At 72.3% G+C, this 17,479-nt stretch carries 16 protein-coding genes; 10 read left to right on the forward strand and 6 right to left on the reverse strand.

All coding sequences use genetic code 11. The features are described from left to right. The first annotated feature begins 49 nt into the window (after positions 1-49). The 4 genes from ACFOX0_RS05435 to ACFOX0_RS05450 all read left to right on the forward strand — a co-directional run bounded on the left by ACFOX0_RS05435 (position 50) and on the right by ACFOX0_RS05450 (position 4,497). A complete protein-coding gene (locus tag ACFOX0_RS05435; protein ID WP_377542420.1) occupies positions 50-1,030 on the forward strand; it encodes a carbohydrate ABC transporter permease in 981 nt (326 codons plus the stop codon). Beyond that, a complete protein-coding gene (locus tag ACFOX0_RS05440) occupies positions 1,027-1,935 on the forward strand; it encodes a carbohydrate ABC transporter permease (RefSeq protein ID WP_377542421.1) in 909 nt (302 codons plus the stop codon). The genes ACFOX0_RS05435 and ACFOX0_RS05440 overlap by 4 nt, the downstream gene beginning before the upstream one ends. Then, positions 1,932-3,365, forward strand: coding sequence for a GH1 family beta-glucosidase (locus tag ACFOX0_RS05445; protein WP_377542422.1), 1,434 nt, complete (start codon positions 1,932-1,934; stop codon positions 3,363-3,365). The genes ACFOX0_RS05440 and ACFOX0_RS05445 overlap by 4 nt, the downstream gene beginning before the upstream one ends. An 85-nt stretch (positions 3,366-3,450) precedes the next feature. Next, positions 3,451-4,497: a LacI family DNA-binding transcriptional regulator gene (locus tag ACFOX0_RS05450; protein ID WP_377542423.1), complete on the forward strand. Its 1,047-nt coding sequence runs from the start codon at positions 3,451-3,453 to the stop codon at positions 4,495-4,497. A 6-nt stretch (positions 4,498-4,503) separates the two neighbouring features. Here the strand turns inward: ACFOX0_RS05450 and ACFOX0_RS05455 are convergent, their stop codons facing one another. Both ACFOX0_RS05455 and ACFOX0_RS05460 read right to left on the reverse strand, forming a co-directional pair. Then, complete coding sequence (locus ACFOX0_RS05455) at positions 4,504-5,715, reverse strand: acyl-CoA dehydrogenase family protein (RefSeq protein WP_377542424.1); 1,212 nt, start codon at positions 5,713-5,715, stop codon at positions 4,504-4,506. A 15-nt stretch (positions 5,716-5,730) separates the two neighbouring features. Beyond that, positions 5,731-6,888 (reverse strand): phosphotransferase family protein, encoded by a 1,158-nt coding sequence (locus ACFOX0_RS05460; protein WP_377542425.1) that lies wholly within the window; start codon positions 6,886-6,888, stop codon positions 5,731-5,733. 202 nt (positions 6,889-7,090) lie between these two features. Between ACFOX0_RS05460 and ACFOX0_RS05465 the strand changes: the two genes are divergently transcribed. The 3 genes from ACFOX0_RS05465 (at position 7,091) to ACFOX0_RS05475 (ending at position 10,984) form a co-directional block, all read left to right on the forward strand. After that, positions 7,091-7,822, forward strand: a complete 732-nt coding sequence (locus tag ACFOX0_RS05465) for an amino acid-binding protein (RefSeq protein WP_377542426.1) — start codon at positions 7,091-7,093, stop codon at positions 7,820-7,822. 287 nt (positions 7,823-8,109) lie between these two features. Beyond that, positions 8,110-9,198, forward strand: a complete 1,089-nt coding sequence (locus ACFOX0_RS05470; protein ID WP_377542427.1) for a GNAT family N-acetyltransferase — start codon at positions 8,110-8,112, stop codon at positions 9,196-9,198. Positions 9,199-9,526: 328 nt separating this feature from the next. After that, entirely contained in the window at positions 9,527-10,984 is a 1,458-nt protein-coding gene (locus ACFOX0_RS05475; RefSeq protein ID WP_377542428.1) for an HNH endonuclease signature motif containing protein, read from the forward strand. A gap of 152 nt (positions 10,985-11,136) precedes the next feature. Here ACFOX0_RS05475 and ACFOX0_RS05480 read toward each other — a convergent pair whose 3' ends face one another. Further along, on the reverse strand, positions 11,137-11,889 hold the full coding sequence (locus tag ACFOX0_RS05480) for an SDR family NAD(P)-dependent oxidoreductase (protein WP_377542429.1): 753 nt from the start codon (positions 11,887-11,889) through the stop codon (positions 11,137-11,139). 125 nt (positions 11,890-12,014) lie between these two features. Further along, positions 12,015-12,464: a VOC family protein gene (locus tag ACFOX0_RS05485; RefSeq protein WP_377542431.1), complete on the reverse strand. Its 450-nt coding sequence runs from the start codon at positions 12,462-12,464 to the stop codon at positions 12,015-12,017. 50 nt (positions 12,465-12,514) lie between these two features. Between ACFOX0_RS05485 and ACFOX0_RS05490 the strand changes: the two genes are divergently transcribed. Beyond that, a complete protein-coding gene (locus tag ACFOX0_RS05490) occupies positions 12,515-13,297 on the forward strand; it encodes an alpha/beta fold hydrolase (RefSeq protein WP_377542432.1) in 783 nt (260 codons plus the stop codon). A gap of 78 nt (positions 13,298-13,375) precedes the next feature. After that, complete coding sequence (locus ACFOX0_RS05495) at positions 13,376-13,654, forward strand: D-Ala-D-Ala carboxypeptidase family metallohydrolase (RefSeq protein ID WP_377542537.1); 279 nt, start codon at positions 13,376-13,378, stop codon at positions 13,652-13,654. 61 nt (positions 13,655-13,715) lie between these two features. Here the strand turns inward: ACFOX0_RS05495 and ACFOX0_RS05500 are convergent, their stop codons facing one another. Continuing rightward, on the reverse strand, positions 13,716-14,039 hold the full coding sequence (locus ACFOX0_RS05500; protein WP_377542433.1) for a hypothetical protein: 324 nt from the start codon (positions 14,037-14,039) through the stop codon (positions 13,716-13,718). A 144-nt stretch (positions 14,040-14,183) separates the two neighbouring features. On the opposite strand from ACFOX0_RS05500, the gene ACFOX0_RS05505 reads away from it, so the two are divergent. Beyond that, a complete protein-coding gene (locus ACFOX0_RS05505) occupies positions 14,184-16,622 on the forward strand; it encodes a glycoside hydrolase family 9 protein (RefSeq protein WP_377542435.1) in 2,439 nt (812 codons plus the stop codon). Positions 16,623-16,692: 70 nt separating this feature from the next. Here ACFOX0_RS05505 and ACFOX0_RS05510 read toward each other — a convergent pair whose 3' ends face one another. Further along, on the reverse strand, positions 16,693-17,364 hold the full coding sequence (locus ACFOX0_RS05510; RefSeq protein WP_377542436.1) for a pyridoxamine 5'-phosphate oxidase family protein: 672 nt from the start codon (positions 17,362-17,364) through the stop codon (positions 16,693-16,695). Between the last annotated feature and the right edge of the window lie 115 nt (positions 17,365-17,479).

The following is a 17,479-nucleotide window of genomic DNA, read 5'->3' on the forward strand; positions in this document are numbered from 1 at the left end:
GGGCGCCGCCCGGCCCGCGTCCCCCACCAGTGGAAGGACCTTCACCCCCATGACCTCTGTCGTCGGCCGCGCCGCCCCGCCGCGCCCCGTCCCGCCCCGGTCCAGCCCGGGGCACCGTCAGCGGTCCTACCGGCTCGGTCGGTGGGACCTGAAGTACTCGCCCTATCTCTACATCACCCCGTTCTTTCTGCTGTTCGGGGCGTTCGGGCTGTTCCCGGTGCTCTACACCGTCTACGTCTCGCTGTTCGACTACGACCTGCTGAGCGGGACCAAGAAGTTCATCGGCCTGGAGAACTACCGGTTCGTCCTCGCCGACACGCAGTTCTGGAACGCGGTGTACAACACCGTCGGCATGTTCGTGGTCAGCACCGTGCCGCAGCTCATCGTGGCCCTGATGATCGCCAATCTGCTCAACCGTCAGATGCGGGCGCGAACGCTGCTGCGGATGGGCGTGGTGATTCCCAACATCACCTCGGTGGCCGCGGTCGGCATCATCTTCGGCCTCATCTTCGCCGACAAGTACGGCTTGATCAACTCGCTGCTGGGCGAGATCGGCCTCAACCCCGTCGCCTGGCGGGACAGCCGTTACTCCTCCTGGATCGCCATCGCCACCATGGTCGACTGGCGGTGGACCGGCTACAACGCGCTGATCTACCTGGGTGCCATGCAGGCCATCCCCAAGGATCTGTACGAGTCGGCGTCGCTGGACGGCGCCGGCAACTGGCGGCAGTTCTGGACCATCACCGTCCCGCTGATCCGGCCCACCATCCTCTTCACGATCATCATCTCGACCATCGGCGGCCTGCAACTGTTCACCGAGCCGCTGATGTACGGCTACGGCCTGCCCCGGGGCGGCACGGACCACGAGTACCAGACCCTGGCCATGTACATCTACGAGCGGACCTTCACCGGCAACTTCGAGTACGGCGTCGGCGCGGCGATGTCCTGGCTGCTGTTCCTGATGATCCTCATCTTCGCGCTGGTGAACTTCTTGGCGGTCCGCCGCTCGGTCAAGGGAGCGCAGCAATGACCACCATGTCGACCCTCCCCGCGCCGGCGGCCGCTCCCGGGCCGAAGGTGCCACCCCGGCGCCGCAAGGTCGCCCCCGGCAGCCGGCTGTGGCAGGCGAGCCCGCTCACCTACCTGGCGCTGATCCTGGGCAGTGTCCTGTCGATCTTCCCGATCGTCTGGTCGTTCATCATCGCCTCGCGGGACAACAGCGCCGTCTACGAGCTCTCCCCGGTGCCCGGCGGTCAGTTCGGCGCCAACGTCTCCCGGATGCTCGCGAACGAGGACGCGGCATTCCTGTACGGCCTGGCCAACTCGGTCGTCGTCTCCACCGTCGTCACCATCTCGGTGGTCTTCTTCTCCAGCCTGGCCGGCTTCGCCTTCGCCAAGCTGCGCTTCCGGGGCAACAACATCCTGCTGCTGGCGATCATCATCACCATGATGGTGCCCACCCAGCTCGGCATCATCCCGCTCTACCTGATGATGGTGGAGCTCGGCTGGCGGGGGACGCTGCAGGCGGTGATGGTGCCGTTCCTGGTCCAGGGCTTCGGGGTGTTCATGATGCGCCAGTACGCCGCATCCGCGGTCAGCGACGAGCTGATCGAGGCGGCCCGGCTGGACGGCTGCTCCACCTGGCGGATCTACTGGAACGTGGTGATGCCGGCGCTGCGACCCGCGGCGGCGGTGTTGGGCCTGCTGACCTTCATGCAGACCTGGAACGAGTTTCTCTGGCCGTTCATCGTCCTCGACCCCAACACGCCCACCGTCCAGTACTCGCTGAAGGTGCTCTCCTCCGGCTACTACTCGACCGACTATGTGGCCCTGTTCGCCGGCACCACGCTGGCGACCGTGCCCCTGCTGATCGTGTTCATCGTGTTCGGCCGCCAGATCATCGGCGGCATCATGGAAGGCGCCGTCAAGTCGTGACCAACGCAGCAACCACCCCGCCCGGGAACCCCGCCGAGGCGAACGGACAGCTCCACTTCCCGGACGGCTTCCTCTGGGGCGTGGCCACCGCCGCGTACCAGATCGAGGGCGCGGCGGCCGAGGACGGTCGGGGCCCCTCGATCTGGGACACCTTCAGCCACACCCCGGGCCGGGTGATCGAGGGCCACACCGGGGACGTCGCCTGTGACCACTACCACCGGTCCGCCGACGACGTACGACTGATGGCGGACCTGGGGGTCTCCTCGTACCGGTTCTCGGTGTCCTGGCCCCGGATCCAGCCGGACGGCTCCGGCGCGGTGAACCAGGCGGGCCTGGACTTCTACCGCCGGTTGGTGGACGACCTGCTCGCGCACGACATCGAACCGTGGCTGACGATCTACCACTGGGACCTGCCGCAGGCGCTGGAGGACGCCGGCGGCTGGCCGGCCCGGGACACCGCGGCCCGGTTCGCCGACTACGCCCAGCTGCTCCAGTCCGCGCTCGGCGACCGGGTGCGGTACTGGACCACGCTGAACGAGCCGTGGTGCTCGGCCTTCCTCGGCTACGGCTCCGGGGTGCACGCCCCCGGCCGCCGGGACGCCGCCGCGTCGGTGCGGGCCGGGCATCACCTGATGCTCGGGCACGGCCTGGCCGTGCAGGCCATGCGCGCGATCCGGCCGGAGAACCAGTACGGGGTGACCCTCAACCTGTACGCGGTCTCCCCGCAGTCCGACTCGGCGGCCGACGCCGACGCCGCCCGCCGGATCGACGGGATGGCCAACCGGTTCTTCCTGGACCCGGTCCTGCGCGGCCAGTACCCCGCCGACGTGCTCGGCGACCTGCGCCAGGTGAGCGACTTCGGGCACGTCCGGGACGGCGACCTGGCGGTGATCTCCACCCCGCTGTCCATGTTCGGGATCAACTACTACACCCGGTACGTGGTGGCCGCCGCGGACCCGGACATCGAGCGGGAGCCGTACGGGCGGGACCCCTCGGCCTTCCCGGGCAGCGAGGACGTCCAGTTCGTCAGCCGGGGCGTCCCGGTCACCGACATGGACTGGGAGATTGACGCCCCGGGCCTGCTGGAGACCCTCCAGCGGGTGCACCGGGAGTACACCAAGCTGCCGCTCTACGTGACCGAGAACGGCGCGGCGTTCCCGGACAAGGTGATCGACGGCACGGTGGACGATCAGGACCGGCTGGCGTACTTCGACGAACACCTGCGGGCCTGCCAGGAGGCGATCACCTCCGGCGTGCCGCTGCGCGGGTATTTCGCCTGGTCACTGATGGACAACTACGAATGGGCGTGGGGCTACACCAAGCGGTTCGGGCTGGTCCACGTCGACTACGAGAGCCAGCGTCGTACCCCCAAGAGCAGCGCGAAATGGTATGCCGAGGTGATCCGAAGGAATGCTCTGCCCGCACAATAGAAAAAGCTAGCCAAAAACCGGGGTCCCGGTTCCGGGCTCCCGCGGGGGTCCGGCGCCGGTCCACCCGACGCCGGAGGAGCAGTCCATGACAACCCAGCGCACCCGTTCGCTCGGCCGCCCCACCCTGGACGCGGTCGCCGCGCGGGCCGGGGTGGGCCGGGGCACCGTGTCCCGCGTGGTCAACGGCTCACCGCAGGTGAGCCCGGAGGCCCGGGCCGCGGTGCAGCAGGCCATCGCGGAGTTGGGCTACGTGCCGAACCGGGCCGCCCGGGCCCTGGTCACCCAGCGGACCGACTCGGTGGCCCTGGTGGTCTCCGAGTCGGGTGAGCGACTCTTCGCCGAGCCGTTCTTCGCCGGCATCGTGCGGGGGATCAGCTCGGCGCTGCTGGAGACCCCGATGCAGCTCTGGCTGGCCATGGCCCAGTCACCGGGGGAACGGGAACGGGTCGAGCACCACCTCACCAACCAGCACGTGGACGGGGTGCTGCTGCTGTCGCTGCACGACTCGGACCCGCTGCCCACCCTGCTGGAGCAGCGGGGCCTGCCGACCGTGCTGGGCGGCCGGCCGGCCCGGATGTTGCGGCCGGGCGCCCAGCCGGCGTACTACGTCGACGTCGACAACGCCGGCGGCGCCCGGCAGGGGGTCGAGTACCTGTTCGAGCGCGGCCGGCGGCGGGTGGCCACCATCGCCGGACCGCAGGACATGGGCGCCGGGGTGGGGCGCCTGATCGGCTACCGGGAGGCCGTGCGGGAGTCCGGCCAGCCGCAGGTCGAGGACCTGATCGCGTACGGCGACTTCAGCGAGGAGAGCGGGGCCGCGGCGATGCGCCGGCTGCTGGCGGCCTGCCCGGAACTCGACGCGGTCTTCGTCGCCTCCGACCTGATGGCCTGCGGCGCGCTGCGGGTGCTGCGGGAGAGGGGCCGGCGGGTGCCGGAGGACGTGGCGGTGGTCGGCTTCGAGGACTCGCCGATCGCCACCCAGGCCGACCCGCAGCTGACCACCGTCTTCCAGCCGGTGGAGGAGATGGGCCGGCAGATGGCCCGCCTCCTGGTCGCCCGCATCCGGCACGACGACTCCCAGCCCACCCACGTCCTGCTGAACACCCGCGTCGTCCCGCGCGCCTCGGCGTAGCTGCGCTCAGCTCCAGCGGCGCAGTTCGCGGCGGGCCAGCGAGGCGCGGTGCACCTCGTCCGGGCCGTCGGCCAGGCGTAACGTCCGGGCCTGGGCCCAGAGGGCGGCCAGCGGGGTGTCCTGGCTGACGCCGGCGCCGCCGTACGCCTGGATCGCCTTGTCGATGACCCACTCGGCCATCGCCGGAGTGGCGATCTTGATGGCCTGGATCTCGGTGTGCGCGCCCTTGTTGCCGACGGTGTCCATCAACCAGGCGGTCTTGAGCACCAGCAGCCGGGCCTGCTCGATGCGGACCCGGGACTCGGCGATCCAGTCCCGGACCACGCCCTGCTCGGCCAGCGGCCGGCCGAACGCGACCCGCTCCGAGGTACGCCGGCAGAGCAGTTCGAGGGCCCGTTCGGCCATTCCGATCAGCCGCATGCAGTGGTGGATCCGGCCCGGGCCGAGCCGCGCCTGGGCGATCGCGAAACCGTCGCCCGCGCCCCCGATCAGGTTGGCCGCCGGCACCCGTACCCCGTCGAAACTGATCTCGGCGTGCCCGCCGTGCGGACCGTCGGTGTAGCCGAACACGGTCATCCCGCGGCGCACGGTCACGCCCGGGGTGTCCCGGGGCACCAGCACCATGCTCTGCTGGCGGTGCCGGTCGGCGTCCGGATCGGTCTTGCCCATCACGATGAAGATCTCGCAGCGCCGGTCCATCGCCCCGGACGACCACCACTTCCGGCCGTCCACGACGTACTCGTCGCCGTCCCGGCGGATCCGGGTGGCGATGTTGGTGGCGTCGGACGAGGCCACCTCCGGCTCGGTCATGCAGAACGCCGACCGGATCTCGCCCGCCAGCAGCGGACGCAGCCAGCGCTCCCGTTGCTCCGCCGAGCCGAACTCGGCCAGCAGCTCCATGTTGCCGGTGTCCGGCGCGGCGCAGTTCAGGGCCTCCGGGGCCAGGTGCGGACTGCGGCCGGTCAGCTCCGCGAGGGGGGCGTACTGCAGGTTGGTCAGCCCGGCCCCGTACCGCGGGTCGGGCAGGAACAGGTTCCACAGGCCGCGCCGGCGGGCCTCCGCCTTCAGGTCCGCCAACACCGGGGTACGGGTCCACGGGTCGTCCGCCGCGGCGACCTGCTCGGCGTGCACCGCCTCGGCCGGGTAGACCCGGTCGAGCAGGAAGTCGTTGAGCGTGTCGTACAGCTCGGCGGTACGGGCGTCGAACTCGAAATCCATCGCGGATCTGTCCCCTCAGCTGTCCCTGGTGGCGGTGAGCCCGTGCTCGATCAGCGGTGGCACCATCTCGCCGATCCGGTCGAAGCCCTCGCCCAGGGTCTGCCCGAGGGTGTGCCGGTAGTGGATGCCCTCGCAGATCACGGCGAGCTTGAAGCAGCCCAGCGCGACGTGCCAGTGCAGCGGGCCGACGTCGACGTCGCTGCGGCGGGCGTACCGGTCGATCAGCTCGGCGCCGGACGGGAAGCCGGCGCGCGGCCCCAGCCCGTCCGCGACCGGGTTGTCCACCGCCGAGTCGCTGTCGCCCAGCACGTCCCAGTAGGTCAGCAACAGCCCCAGGTCGGCGAGCGGGTCGCCGAGGGTGGCCATCTCCCAGTCGAGCACCGCCCGCACCCGCGCCCCGCCGGTCCCGGCCTTTGTCGGCGGGGCGGGATCGGCCAGCAGGTTGTCCAGCCGGTAGTCGCCGTGCACGATCCGGCCCGCGTTGGCGCCCTCCGGCGCGGTGGCGGCGAGCCGGTCGCGCAGCTCGTCGATGCCGGGCAACTCCCGGCTGCGGGACCGGTCGAGCTGGCCGCTCCAGCGACGCACCTGCCGGGCCAGGAAACCCTCCGGTCGACCGAAGTCGGCCAGCCCGACCGCCGCCGGCTCGACCGTGTGCAGGGCGGCCAGGGTGTCCATCATCGCCTCGGCCAGCCCGCGACGCTGCCCGTCGGTGAGCGGGTCGGTCTGCGCCCGGCTGCGGAACACCGTCCCGCCGACCCGCTCCATCAGGTAGAACGGCGCTCCGAGCACGGTCTCGTCGGGGCAGTGCAGGATCGCCCCGGGCACCGGTACGTCGGTGGCCGCCAGCGCGGAGATCACCCGGAACTCGCGGGCCATGTCGTGCGCGGTGGCGAGCACGTGCCCCAGCGGCGGGCGGCGCAGCACGAACTCGCGCCCGCCGGAGCGGACCAGGTAGGTCAGGTTCGACCGGCCGCCCGCGATCAACCGGGCCCGCGGCGCCCCGTCCAGCAGCTCGGGCCGGTGGGCGGCGAGGTAGCCGGCCAGCCGGTCGGCGTCCAGGCCGGCGGGCGATTCCCCGGCGGCCTGCCCGCGACCGGCGGCCTGCCCGCGACCGGCGGCCTGCCCGCGACCGGCGGCCTGCCCGCGACCGGCGGCGGCCCGATGATCAGTCATCCGAACAGTTGATGTGAGGTCCGCCGGACTGTCAAGGGGTCAAGGTTTGCCGGAGAGACACTCCCATGAAACGGGGACGAAATGGTCACCGGGCAGGCTTTGCCTGGTACGCCGGTGGTTCACCGGCCGGTACACGCCGGCGGAAGCCACCGGTACACCGCCGGTTGGCTTCCGCCGGTCGGCTCACGGAGGGGGACGACGCATGTTGCTCAGGGTACGGGTGGCGTTGCCCGACCGGCCCGGCACGCTCGGCCAGGTGGCCCGCACGCTGGGCGTGGCCGGGGCGGACATCGTGCAGGTGGTCGTCCTGGAGCGCCTCGGCGGCCGGGCGATCGACGACTTCACCGTGGTCTGGCCGGGCACCGCCCGGGTGGAACGACTGCTCGCCGGGCTCGGCGCGATCCCGGGCGTACAGGTGGAGGGGATGTGGCGGGCGATGGGCGCGCCGAACAGCGGCGGTCAGGACGCCGAGCTGCTCGCCCAGGTCGCGGCCAACCCGCGGGACGGCGTCGGCACGCTGGTGGACGCCGTACCGGGGTTGCTGGCCGCCGACTGGGCCGCGGCCGCCGTCGTACCGGCGGACTGGGCGGCCCGCAGCGCCGCGCGGACCGGCGACGGCGACGGCGGGGGCGGCGAACCCAGAGTGGCGTACGCGAGTTGGCGCGCCCCCGACGCGGTACGACTGCCCGAGGTGACCCCGCTGCGGGCCCGCGCGCTGGACACGCCGGCCGGCGTGCACTACGCGGTCGCCCCGTTCGGCCGGGCCGGGCTGGTGCTGCTGGTGGCCCGCGGTACCGAGACCGAGGAACTGTCACCCGCCGCGTTCCACGTCACCGAGGTGGACCGGGTGGCCCAGTTGGTCCGCGCGGCCGCGGTCATCCTGGGTGACCGGCTCGACCTGGTCGGCGCTCCGCCGCTGAGCGCGACCCCCTGAACCACCCTCGCGGGTCGTGGGGCCCCGCAGGGTGCGGAACCGGTCCGGTCGGGCCGGGCGGAACACTACGGACTCCGCCCGTCCCGACCGGCTGGTAACGCCCGGGCGCCCGTCGGCGCCCCTTTCAGGCGTCCCGTCGGGCGCCTTCTTCGTCGTTGTGGCACAACCCACACGGGTGATCCCGACACGCACGGAAGCTGTGCGGTCACCGCAATCGCTCGGAAACAGCAGCCGGGGAGCCTGGGACAGGCGCAAGCTTGAGCCTGGGGAGAAGTGGAGGGCCCGAGATGGCACTCTGGCGGATCAGAGCGACGGTCGACGACCGGCCCGGATACCTGTCCGTGCTGACCGCGAGCCTCGCCCTGCGGAACGTCAACATCCTGAGCGTGCAGGTGCACACCACCGAGGCGGGCGCGGCGGACGACTTCCTGGTCGACGCGCCCGACTCGCTCGGCGCGGCGGAACTGGTCGCCGCCGTGGAACGCGGTCGGGGCCGCAACTGCTGGGTGGCCCGTAGCGAGGCGAAGGTCCTGGTCGACCAGCCCACCCGGGCGCTCGGCCTGGCGGCCCGGCTGGTCCGCGACCCGGACGCGCTCGGCGAGTCGCTGCGCGCCCTGCTCGGCGCGAGCGCGGTGACCTGGCGTCCCGTACCCGGGCCGCGACGCACCACCGAGGACCCGGCGGCGCCGGGCGGGCGCGGCTACGGCGAGCACACCATGTGGCTGCCCGACCCGAGCGGCGGGTCGTTCGAGGTGGCCCGGACCGAGCCGAGCTTCACGCCGGCCGAGTACGCCCGCGCGCAGGCGCTGGTCGAGGTCGCCGCGGCCGTCGGGCGACGGGTCGCCGAGCGGGTCACCCTGGTCCTGCCCGACGGCGCGGAACTGACCGTACGACCGGCCACCCGGGACGACGTGCCCGCGGTACGGGCGATGCACCGGCGCTGCTCGACGGCCAGCCGGTGGCACCGCTACCTGGATCGGGAGGTCCCGTCCGGGGAACGGCTGGCCCGGCTGCTCGATCCCGCCGACGGGGTCAGCCTGGTGGCGGTGGCCGGCGGCGTGGACGGCGCGCCGGCACACGTGGTGGCGCTGGCGAACCTGGTGGTCGAGGGCGACCTGGCCGAGGCGGCCATCCTGGTCGAGGACGCCTGGCAGCACCGCGGCCTGGGCGGCGCGCTGCTGCGCCGGTTGGCCGCGCACGCCGGCCGGACCGGCCACGCCGCGCTGGTCGTGCACACCGAGGCGGAGAACGCGGCCATGCTGCGGATCCTGCACCGCCTCGGCGCGGCCGGACCGTCCGAACCGGACGGCGGTCTGCTGACCGTTACGGTGCCGCTGACCCCGGTCACCCCACCCACCCAGCCCACCCCGCGCTGACCGGGAGCGGCGGTCCCCGCCGGACCGGGCGTGGTCCGTCGAGTTGGCGTGGGCTCTCGGGCCGAACGTGGCCGGGTCGGGTCGGCCCTGGGTGGCCTTGGGATGGCTTGGGTTGGGTCGGTGTGCCGTGGGCCGGGGGCGTCGGCCGGTACCTCGGCGGGTATCAGGACCGGTCCGTGCGATGGCGGGTTGTTTTCCTACCCAATCTCATGCGGGTGCTCGTTCGGCGGCAAGGGTCGGGAACGGCCCCGGGATCCAGCGGCATTTGTACCCGGATCCGTTCCCCGCATGGGCGAAATTTATCGTACTGGTGTTCTAATCTGGGTCCATGATGGCGGCGCTGGCGCGGGCGGACGAGCAGGTCTCGTCCTGTGTCGACGTTCCGGTGTGGGCGCTGTCCGAGGCCGACCTGGTGGGGTCGTTGGTGGCGGTGCATCGGCTGGAGCAACGGCTGGCCGCCGTGAAACTGGCACTGATCCGCGAGGTGGACGGTCGGGCACTCGGCGGTGGGCACGGCGCGTCGTCCACGGCGGTGTGGTTGCGCGACCGGCTGCGCGTCGACGTCCGCACCGCCCGCCGGACCGTCGCCCTGGCCTCGGCACTGGACGGGCTGCCGAACGTGGTGCGGGTGGCGCTGGGCCGGGGAGTGGTCGGGGTCGAGCAGTCGCAGGCGATCTGCGACGCCCTCGGCCAGCTGCCCGAGACGGTGGGCGCCGAGGTGGTCGACAAGGCCGCCCAGGCCCTGGTCGACGCCGCGGCGGACTTCGAGCCGGCCGTCCTGCGCCGGCTGGGCACCCGGATCCTCACCCACGTCGCCCCCGACGTCGCCGAGGAAGCCGAGCGGGTCGCCCTGGAACGGGCCGAGGCCCGGGCGTACGACCGCCGGCACTTCACCCTGTCGTCGCCGGACGCGTCCGGACAGGTGCGGGTGTCCGGCAGGTTGGACGTGGAGAGCGCCGCCGCGGTGCGTGCGGCCATCGATCCGCTGTGTGCGCCCACCGGTGTGGGAGACGACCGGTCGCCCGGACAACGGCGCGCCGACGCGCTCACCGAGGTCTGCCGCCTCGCCCTCGCCACGGCCGAGCTGCCGGACAACGGCGGCGATCGACCACAGATCGTCGTCACGGTCACCCTGGAGGCACTGCACCAGGCCCTCGCCGCAACCACCCTGGGTGCCAGCCTCGCCGCAACCACCCCTCGGCGGCCTGGCTCGGCACGGAGCCGCACCTCGACCGCCGATCGTGCCGCGGCTGCCTCGGGCGCCGGTCTTGCCTCGACCGCCGGGTCCGCCTCGGGCACCGGGTCCGCCACGACCGCCACGACCGCCGTGACCGCCGGGCCCGCCTCGGCCGCTGGATCCGTCGCTGCCGTGCTGGACACTGGCGAAGCCATCACAGCGGCGGCGGCGCGGCGGCTGGCCTGCGACGCGGGCATCGTGCCGGCTGTCCTGGACGGCGCGGGTCAGGTGCTCGACGTGGGTCGGCAACGGCGGTTGTTCAGCGGACCACTGCGCCGGGCGCTGGTGCTGCGCGACGGTGGGTGCGCGTTCCCCGGCTGTGACCGGCCGCCCCGCTGGACCGACGGGCACCATATCGTCCACTGGGCCGACGGTGGGGAGACCAGCCTGGCCAACGCGGTACTGCTGTGCCGCTACCACCACCGGGTCGTCCACCGCGGCGAGTGGCAGGTGCGGCTCGGGGCCGACGGACTGCCGGAGTTCCTGCCGCCGGCCTGGCTGGACCAGACCCGGCGACCCCGCCGAAACCGGTACCACCGACGATGCTGAGGCTCCTGGAGCGGCAGCACGTCGAACGGGGCGCCCGCCCACCGAACCACCACGCGACACCCCGGTGGTGGTGGAGCCGAATCGCGCCGTCCACGCCGAACGCTGCCTCCGCCGTGCGGGGTTCGCTCCCCGCCAGTTCTGGACGCGTTGACTCATTCGTCCGCGACGGACGAACCATCCCGGGGCCGGTGTTGCTCGAACCGGAACTCTCGGATGAAGCAGTCGCGCGGCTGACCGATCGCGAACAGCGCGCACTCCACCACCGACCGCGCGGTGAGCGGGCCGTCCGCCGCACGCGGCCCGTCCTGGACGAAGTCCGGCGGGAACAGCGAGATGACCCGGATCCCCTCGGGACGCAGCCGATGGGACAGGATCTCGGCGAACCCGGCCTGCGCGTGCTTGGCGGCGTAGTAGGCCGGATGGGCAGCGGACCGGTGATGCCCGACCTCGCCGCAGGCCGAGACCAGGTTGACGATGTCGGGCCGCGCCGATGCCCGGAGCAGCGGCAGCACATGTTTGGTGAGCAGCACCGTACCGGTGGCGGTTGCGCCGATCGTCGCGGCGATCGCGTCGTCGTCGACGCCGTCGAGGTCCGGCACGCTCAGGTACGCCGCCGCGTTGTTCACCAGGACGTCGACCCGGTCGGTGCGGGCCGCCAGCGACGCCGCGAAGCCACGGACGGAAACGTGATCCGCCAGATCGCACCGGAACGGCTCGGCGGTCCCGACGCCGCCCCGCGCGATCGCCTCGGCGGTGCGTTCGGCCGCCGCCGGGTCCCGGGCCGAGACGAACACGTGCGCTCCGCGTTCGGCGAGCGCCGTCGCCAGGGTACGACCGGTGTCCCGGCCCGCGCCGGTGACGACGACCCGTAGGCCGGTCAGATCACGCTCTTCTTCGACGATCATGAACGGACTACAACACATCAACCAGGGTTGAAGTCAACCGCGCCGGCGTGCCACCCCGGGGCGGGCGCGGCACGCCGAACAGCCGGTTGGAGGACGAGAGTGACGAGCTGCTCCCGTCCCGGGAGTCATTGTCCGTGGTGGACGGCCTCCACGTTGTGGCCGTCGGGGTCGCGCAGGAAGACGGCGTAGTAACCCGGGTGGTACTCGGGCCACTCGCGCGGCGCGTGCAGGACCTCGGTGCTGGCGGCCACGGCGGCGGCGTGGACGGCGTCGACGGACTGTCGGTCAGCGGCCCGGAAGGCGACGTGTGCCTCTCGGGTCTCACCGCCGACCGACGGGCTCAGCCAGAAGTCGGGCACGCCGTCGGGCCCGGCGAGGCCGACGACCAGCGACCCGTCGTGCGGGATGCGGACCGCCTCGCGCATCCCGATCGGCCCGAACGTACGCAGATAGAAGGCCAGCGACGCTTCGACGTCGGTGACCTGGATGCCGAGATGATCGCGACAACTCGCGCGGGGGCGGGTTTCGCCGGTGGCGAATTCTCTTGGCGGCGGGGGCGGGCGGTGGTGTCTCATGGCCGGATGGCGACCGGGACGGGCACCACACGCACAGGGGAGAGTCGGGCATGACGCTGGCGGTGGACGACTCGGGGACCGGTGGGCCGGTGGTGGTGTGCCTGCCGATGTTCGGCATGACGCGGGTCGCCACGGCCGTGGCCTTCGCGCCCGCGTTCGCCGGCACCGGCCTGCGGGAGGTGTATCCGGACCTGCCCGGTCACGGCGACAGTCCCGCCGTGTGCCCGGCCCGGTCGGTGGCGGTGCTGGAGACGGTGTGCGGGTGGCTCGACGGGTACGTCGACGGGCCGGTCCTGCTGGCCGGCGGGTCGTACGGCGGCTATCTGGCCGCCGGGATCGCCCGCCGGTACCCCGGACGCGTGGCCGGACTGCTCCTGGTCAACCCCGGGGTACGGATCGCCCCGAGCGACCGGACGCTGCCCGAGGACGCGCCACCGGAGGCGCCCGCGGGGTGGCTCGACGCGGCGCCGGCATCCCTGCGCGAGCACTTCGACGCGGCGCTGGGAAACCGTACGTCGGAGGTCGTCTCGACGGTGCTCGCGGCGTTGGACGCGGGCGGACCGGGCGACGAGGCGTTCCTGACCGAGCTGCGCGGCGGCGCGGGCTACCCGTTGCCCGACGAGGACGCCGAGGTGGGTCATCCCGGACCGGTCAGCGTGGTCGCCGGCCGGCAGGACGGGATCGTCGGCTACGTCGACCAGTTCCGCGCCATGGACCGTTATCCCCGCGGGACCTACACGGTCGTCGACTCCGCCGGGCACTACCTGCCGTACGAACAGCCGGCGCTGCTGCGCGCACTCACCCACGACTGGGTACGCCGGATCCGGGCCTGACCTGATGGCCCTGGCCCTCGCCGTGGCCGCGAGCGTCATCGGAGCGGTGAGCACCGCGGCCCCCGCGCACGCCGACGGCTGCGGCACGCCCTGGGTGACCAGTCGATCCGGGTCACCAGCGGGTTTCGCAGCACGGCGTGCAACAACGCGGCCGGTCACTCGGCGACCAGCCGGCATCTCTACGGCGACGCCGTCGATCTCGGCGTGAGCCCACACTCGCTGTGCACGTTGGCGCAGCGGGCCCGCTACCACGGCTTCAACGAGATCCTCGGTCCCGGTTACCCGGGCCACAGCGACCACACCCACGTGGCGAACAAGTCGAGCCGGTTCTGGTCGGCCAGCAACTGCGGCATCTGAGCCGCCGACCCGCCGGCCGGACCCCGATCGAACCGGGTCCGGCCGGCGGCCGCCGCCGGGCTCACCCGCCGTCCGGGGCGCGGCGCACGGCCAGCACGCCCGGCACCCGCCCGAGTTCCTCCGCCAGCGCCGGGAACGCGCCGGGGCAGGTCAGCCAGACGGTGAAGTACGCCGGCAGCGTCCCCGCCACCGCCCGGGGCACCGCCGCCCCGGCGCAGTACGTCGCCCGGAAGCCGGCCGAGGTCGGGTCGTCGGTGAACCGGAGACCGGTCGACGCGGTGAACCGTTCGACGGCCGCCCGCACCAGGCCGACCTGTTCCGAGGTGGAGTGCGCGGCGACGAACACCCGCGCGGTCCGGGTGAGCCCGCGGCGCCGTCTGGCCAAGCTCGCGGCGCTGCCCGCTTCACAAGGTGGCAACCGAGCCGCTACATTGTGGTTCATCCATGGAAGCGCTCCCAGCGCTGGTCATGTCGCCATCTCCGGGCACTCGCGTAACACGCCCGCAACGCCGTTGACAGGAGCTGCACGATGGTCCGTCCGGTCGGGTCGTACGGCCCGAGCCCCACCCCGCGTCCGGGAAGACGATCCTGGCGGCGGATCTCGCTCGCCGCGCTCGGCGCGTTCGCCCTGGCGGTCGGCCTGACCACCGCCGCCGCGGCCGTCCCGGCCGACGCCGCCGGCCAGACCCCGGCCACCGCCCCCGCCGGTACGACCGCCACCTTCAACTACGGCGAGGCGCTGCAGAAGTCGCTGTTCTTCTACGAGGCGCAGCGGTCCGGCAAACTGCCCGCCGGCAACCGGGTCTCCTGGCGCGGCGACTCCGCGCTCACCGACGGGGCCGGCACGGGCGTCGACCTCACCGGCGGCTGGTACGACGCGGGCGACCACGTGAAGTTCGGCTTCCCGATGGCGTTCAGCGCCACCATGCTGGCCTGGGGCGCGGTCGAGTACCGGGCCGGCTACGCGAACTCCGGCCAACTGCCGTACCTGCTGGACAGCCTGCGCTGGGTCAACGACTACTTCATCAAGGCACACCCCTCGGCGAACGTCCTCTACGGACAGGTCGGCAAGGGCGACGACGACCACAAGTGGTGGGGACCGGCCGAGGTGCTGCCGATGGCGCGGCCGGCGTACAAGATCGACGCGAGCTGTGGCGGATCGGACCTGGCCGGTGAGACGGCGGCCGCGCTGGCCGCCTCGTCGATGGTCTTCCGGCCCACCGACGCGGCCTACGCCGACAAGCTGCTCAGCCACGCCAAGCAGCTCTACAGCTTCGCCGACAGCGTGCGGAAGGTGTACAGCGACTGCATCACCGACGCGCAGGCGTTCTACAAGTCCTGGAGCGGCTACCAGGACGAGCTGGTCTGGGGCGCGATCTGGTTGCACCGGGCCACCGGCGACGCGAGCTACCTCGCCAAGGCCGAGAGCGAGTACGACAAGCTCGGCACCGAACCGCAGACCACCACCCGTTCCTACAAATGGACCCTGGCCTGGGACAACAAGCAGTTCGGGGCGTACGTGCTGCTGGCCAACCTGACCGGCAAGCAGAAGTACGTCGACGACGCGAACCGGTGGCTGGACTGGTGGACCGTCGGGGTGAACGGCGAGAAGGTGCGCTACTCGCCCGGCGGCGAGGCGGTGCTCGACTCGTGGGGCTCGCTGCGCTACGCCGCCAACACCGCGTTCGCCGCGCTGGTCTACGCCGACAAGACCACCGACGCGACCCGTAGGACGCGGTACCACGACTTCGCGGTCCGGCAGATCGGCTACGCGCTCGGCGACAATCCGCGCAAGTCCAGCTACCTGATCGGCTTCGGCGCCAACTCGCCGAAGAACCCGCACCACCGCACCGCGCACGGCTCCTGGTGGGACAACCAGACCGTACCCGCCGAGACCCGGCACGTCCTCTACGGTGCCCTGGTCGGCGGCCCGTCCTCGCCCGACGACGCGTACACCGACGAGCGGTCCAACTACGTGATGAACGAGGTGGCCACCGACTACAACGCCGGCTTCACCTCCGCCCTGGCCCGGCTGCAGACCGAGTACGGCGGCAGCCCGCTCGCCGGCTTCCCGACCGCCGAGAAACCGGACATGGACGAGCTGACCGTGGAGACCACGGTGATGCAGAACGAGACCCGGTCCACCGGACTGAAGGCGATCATCTACAACAAGTCGGCGTTCCCGGCCCGGGCGCTCACCCGTGCCAGCTTCCGCTACTACGTCACCGTGGACGGCTCGGCGGCGCCCGTGGTGACCCCCGGCTACACCCAGGGCTGCCCGTCGCCGAGCACCGCCACCCGGGTCTCCGGCAACCTCTGGTACGTGCAGGTGGACTGCACCGGCTACACCATCGCGCCGGCCGGGCAGTCGCAGCACCGGATGGAGGTGCAGTTCAAGGTCGGCGTCGCCGAGGGCGGCACGTGGAACCCGGCCGACGATCCGTCGTACCAGGCGGCCACCGGTCCGAACCGCAAGGTGCCGCTGTACGAGGCCGGGGTGAAGGTCTGGGGCGACGAGCCGACCGGCATCCCCACGCCCACCCCGACGGCGACCGGGTCGCCCACGCCGACCCCCACCGCCACGTCGAGCCCGACGCCGACCCCGACCCCCACCGTCACCCCGACGGGCGGGCCGACGCCGACGCCCGCCGGGCCCTGCCAGGTGACCTGGACCACCAGCGACTGGAGCAACGGGTTCACCGCGACGGTCACCATCCGGAACACCGGCGGCACCACGTTGACCAGCTGGAACCTGGCCTGGGCCTTCACCGCCGGCCAGCGGGTCACCCAGGCGTGGTCGGCGGAGGTCACCCAGAGCGGCTCGGCGGTCAACGCCCGCAACCTGTCCTACAACGGCACCCTGGCACCCGGCGCGTCGACCAGCTTCGGCTTCCAAGGTACGTCCAACGGCACCAATCCGAGGCCGGCGTCGTTCACGCTGAACGGCGTGGCCTGCACCACCGGTTGATCCACCGGTGGTCCGGCGGTGGGCCCGGTCGCGCCCGGGCCCACCGCCGTCCGCTCTCCACCGTCGGCGTTCACTGCTGCTGGTAGAGGCCCTTGACGTAGTCCGGGCCGTAGCGGCGCTCCAGATCGGCCAGGTCGGTGTCGGGCTGCACCATGTGGGTGAGCCGGGCCCGGGACGGCAGGGCGTCGTCGGCCGGCCAGGTCTCCGGCTGCCACAGCTTCGACCGCAGGAACGCCTTCGAGCAGTGGTAGAAGATCTGCTCGATGTCGACGACCACGGCGAACTGCGGCCGGTGGCCCTTCACCACCATCCGGTCGAAGAACGGCGCGTCCCGGACCAGCCGGGCCCGGCCGTTGATCCGCAGGGTGTCGTCCCGGCCGGGGATCAGGAAGATCAGCCCGACGTGCGGATTGTCCAGGATGTTGTGGAACCCGTCGGCCCGCTTGTTGCCGGGCCGCTCCGGGATGGCGATCGTGGCGTCGTCCAGGACCAGGGCGGAGCCGGGCGGGTCGCCCTTGGGGGAGACGTCGCAACTGCCGTCCGCTCCGGCGGTGGCGATCAGGCACATCGGCGAGGCGGCCAGCCACCGCCGGTCGGCCTCGTGCAACCGGGTCCGTTCCTTGGTGATCGCCAGCCGACTCGGCTGGCCGAGCAACTCCCGCAACTCCTCGTGCGACGTGACCTCGCGCGTCCCGTTCTCGGGTGATCCCGCCGGGTGTGATCCGGCCTCGACCGTTGTCATTCGGTCCACCTCCCCGTGTACTTGCTTCGGCGCGGTCGGTGCGGCGTCGGCGGCGCGGACCGTGCCCGACATCGAGGATACGGACTCCACCGCGAACTGGTGTCCCGCAGTCCTG

This window comes from Micromonospora zhanjiangensis (assembly GCF_042650605.1).
Lineage (GTDB): Bacteria > Actinomycetota > Actinomycetes > Mycobacteriales > Micromonosporaceae > Micromonospora_J > Micromonospora_J zhanjiangensis.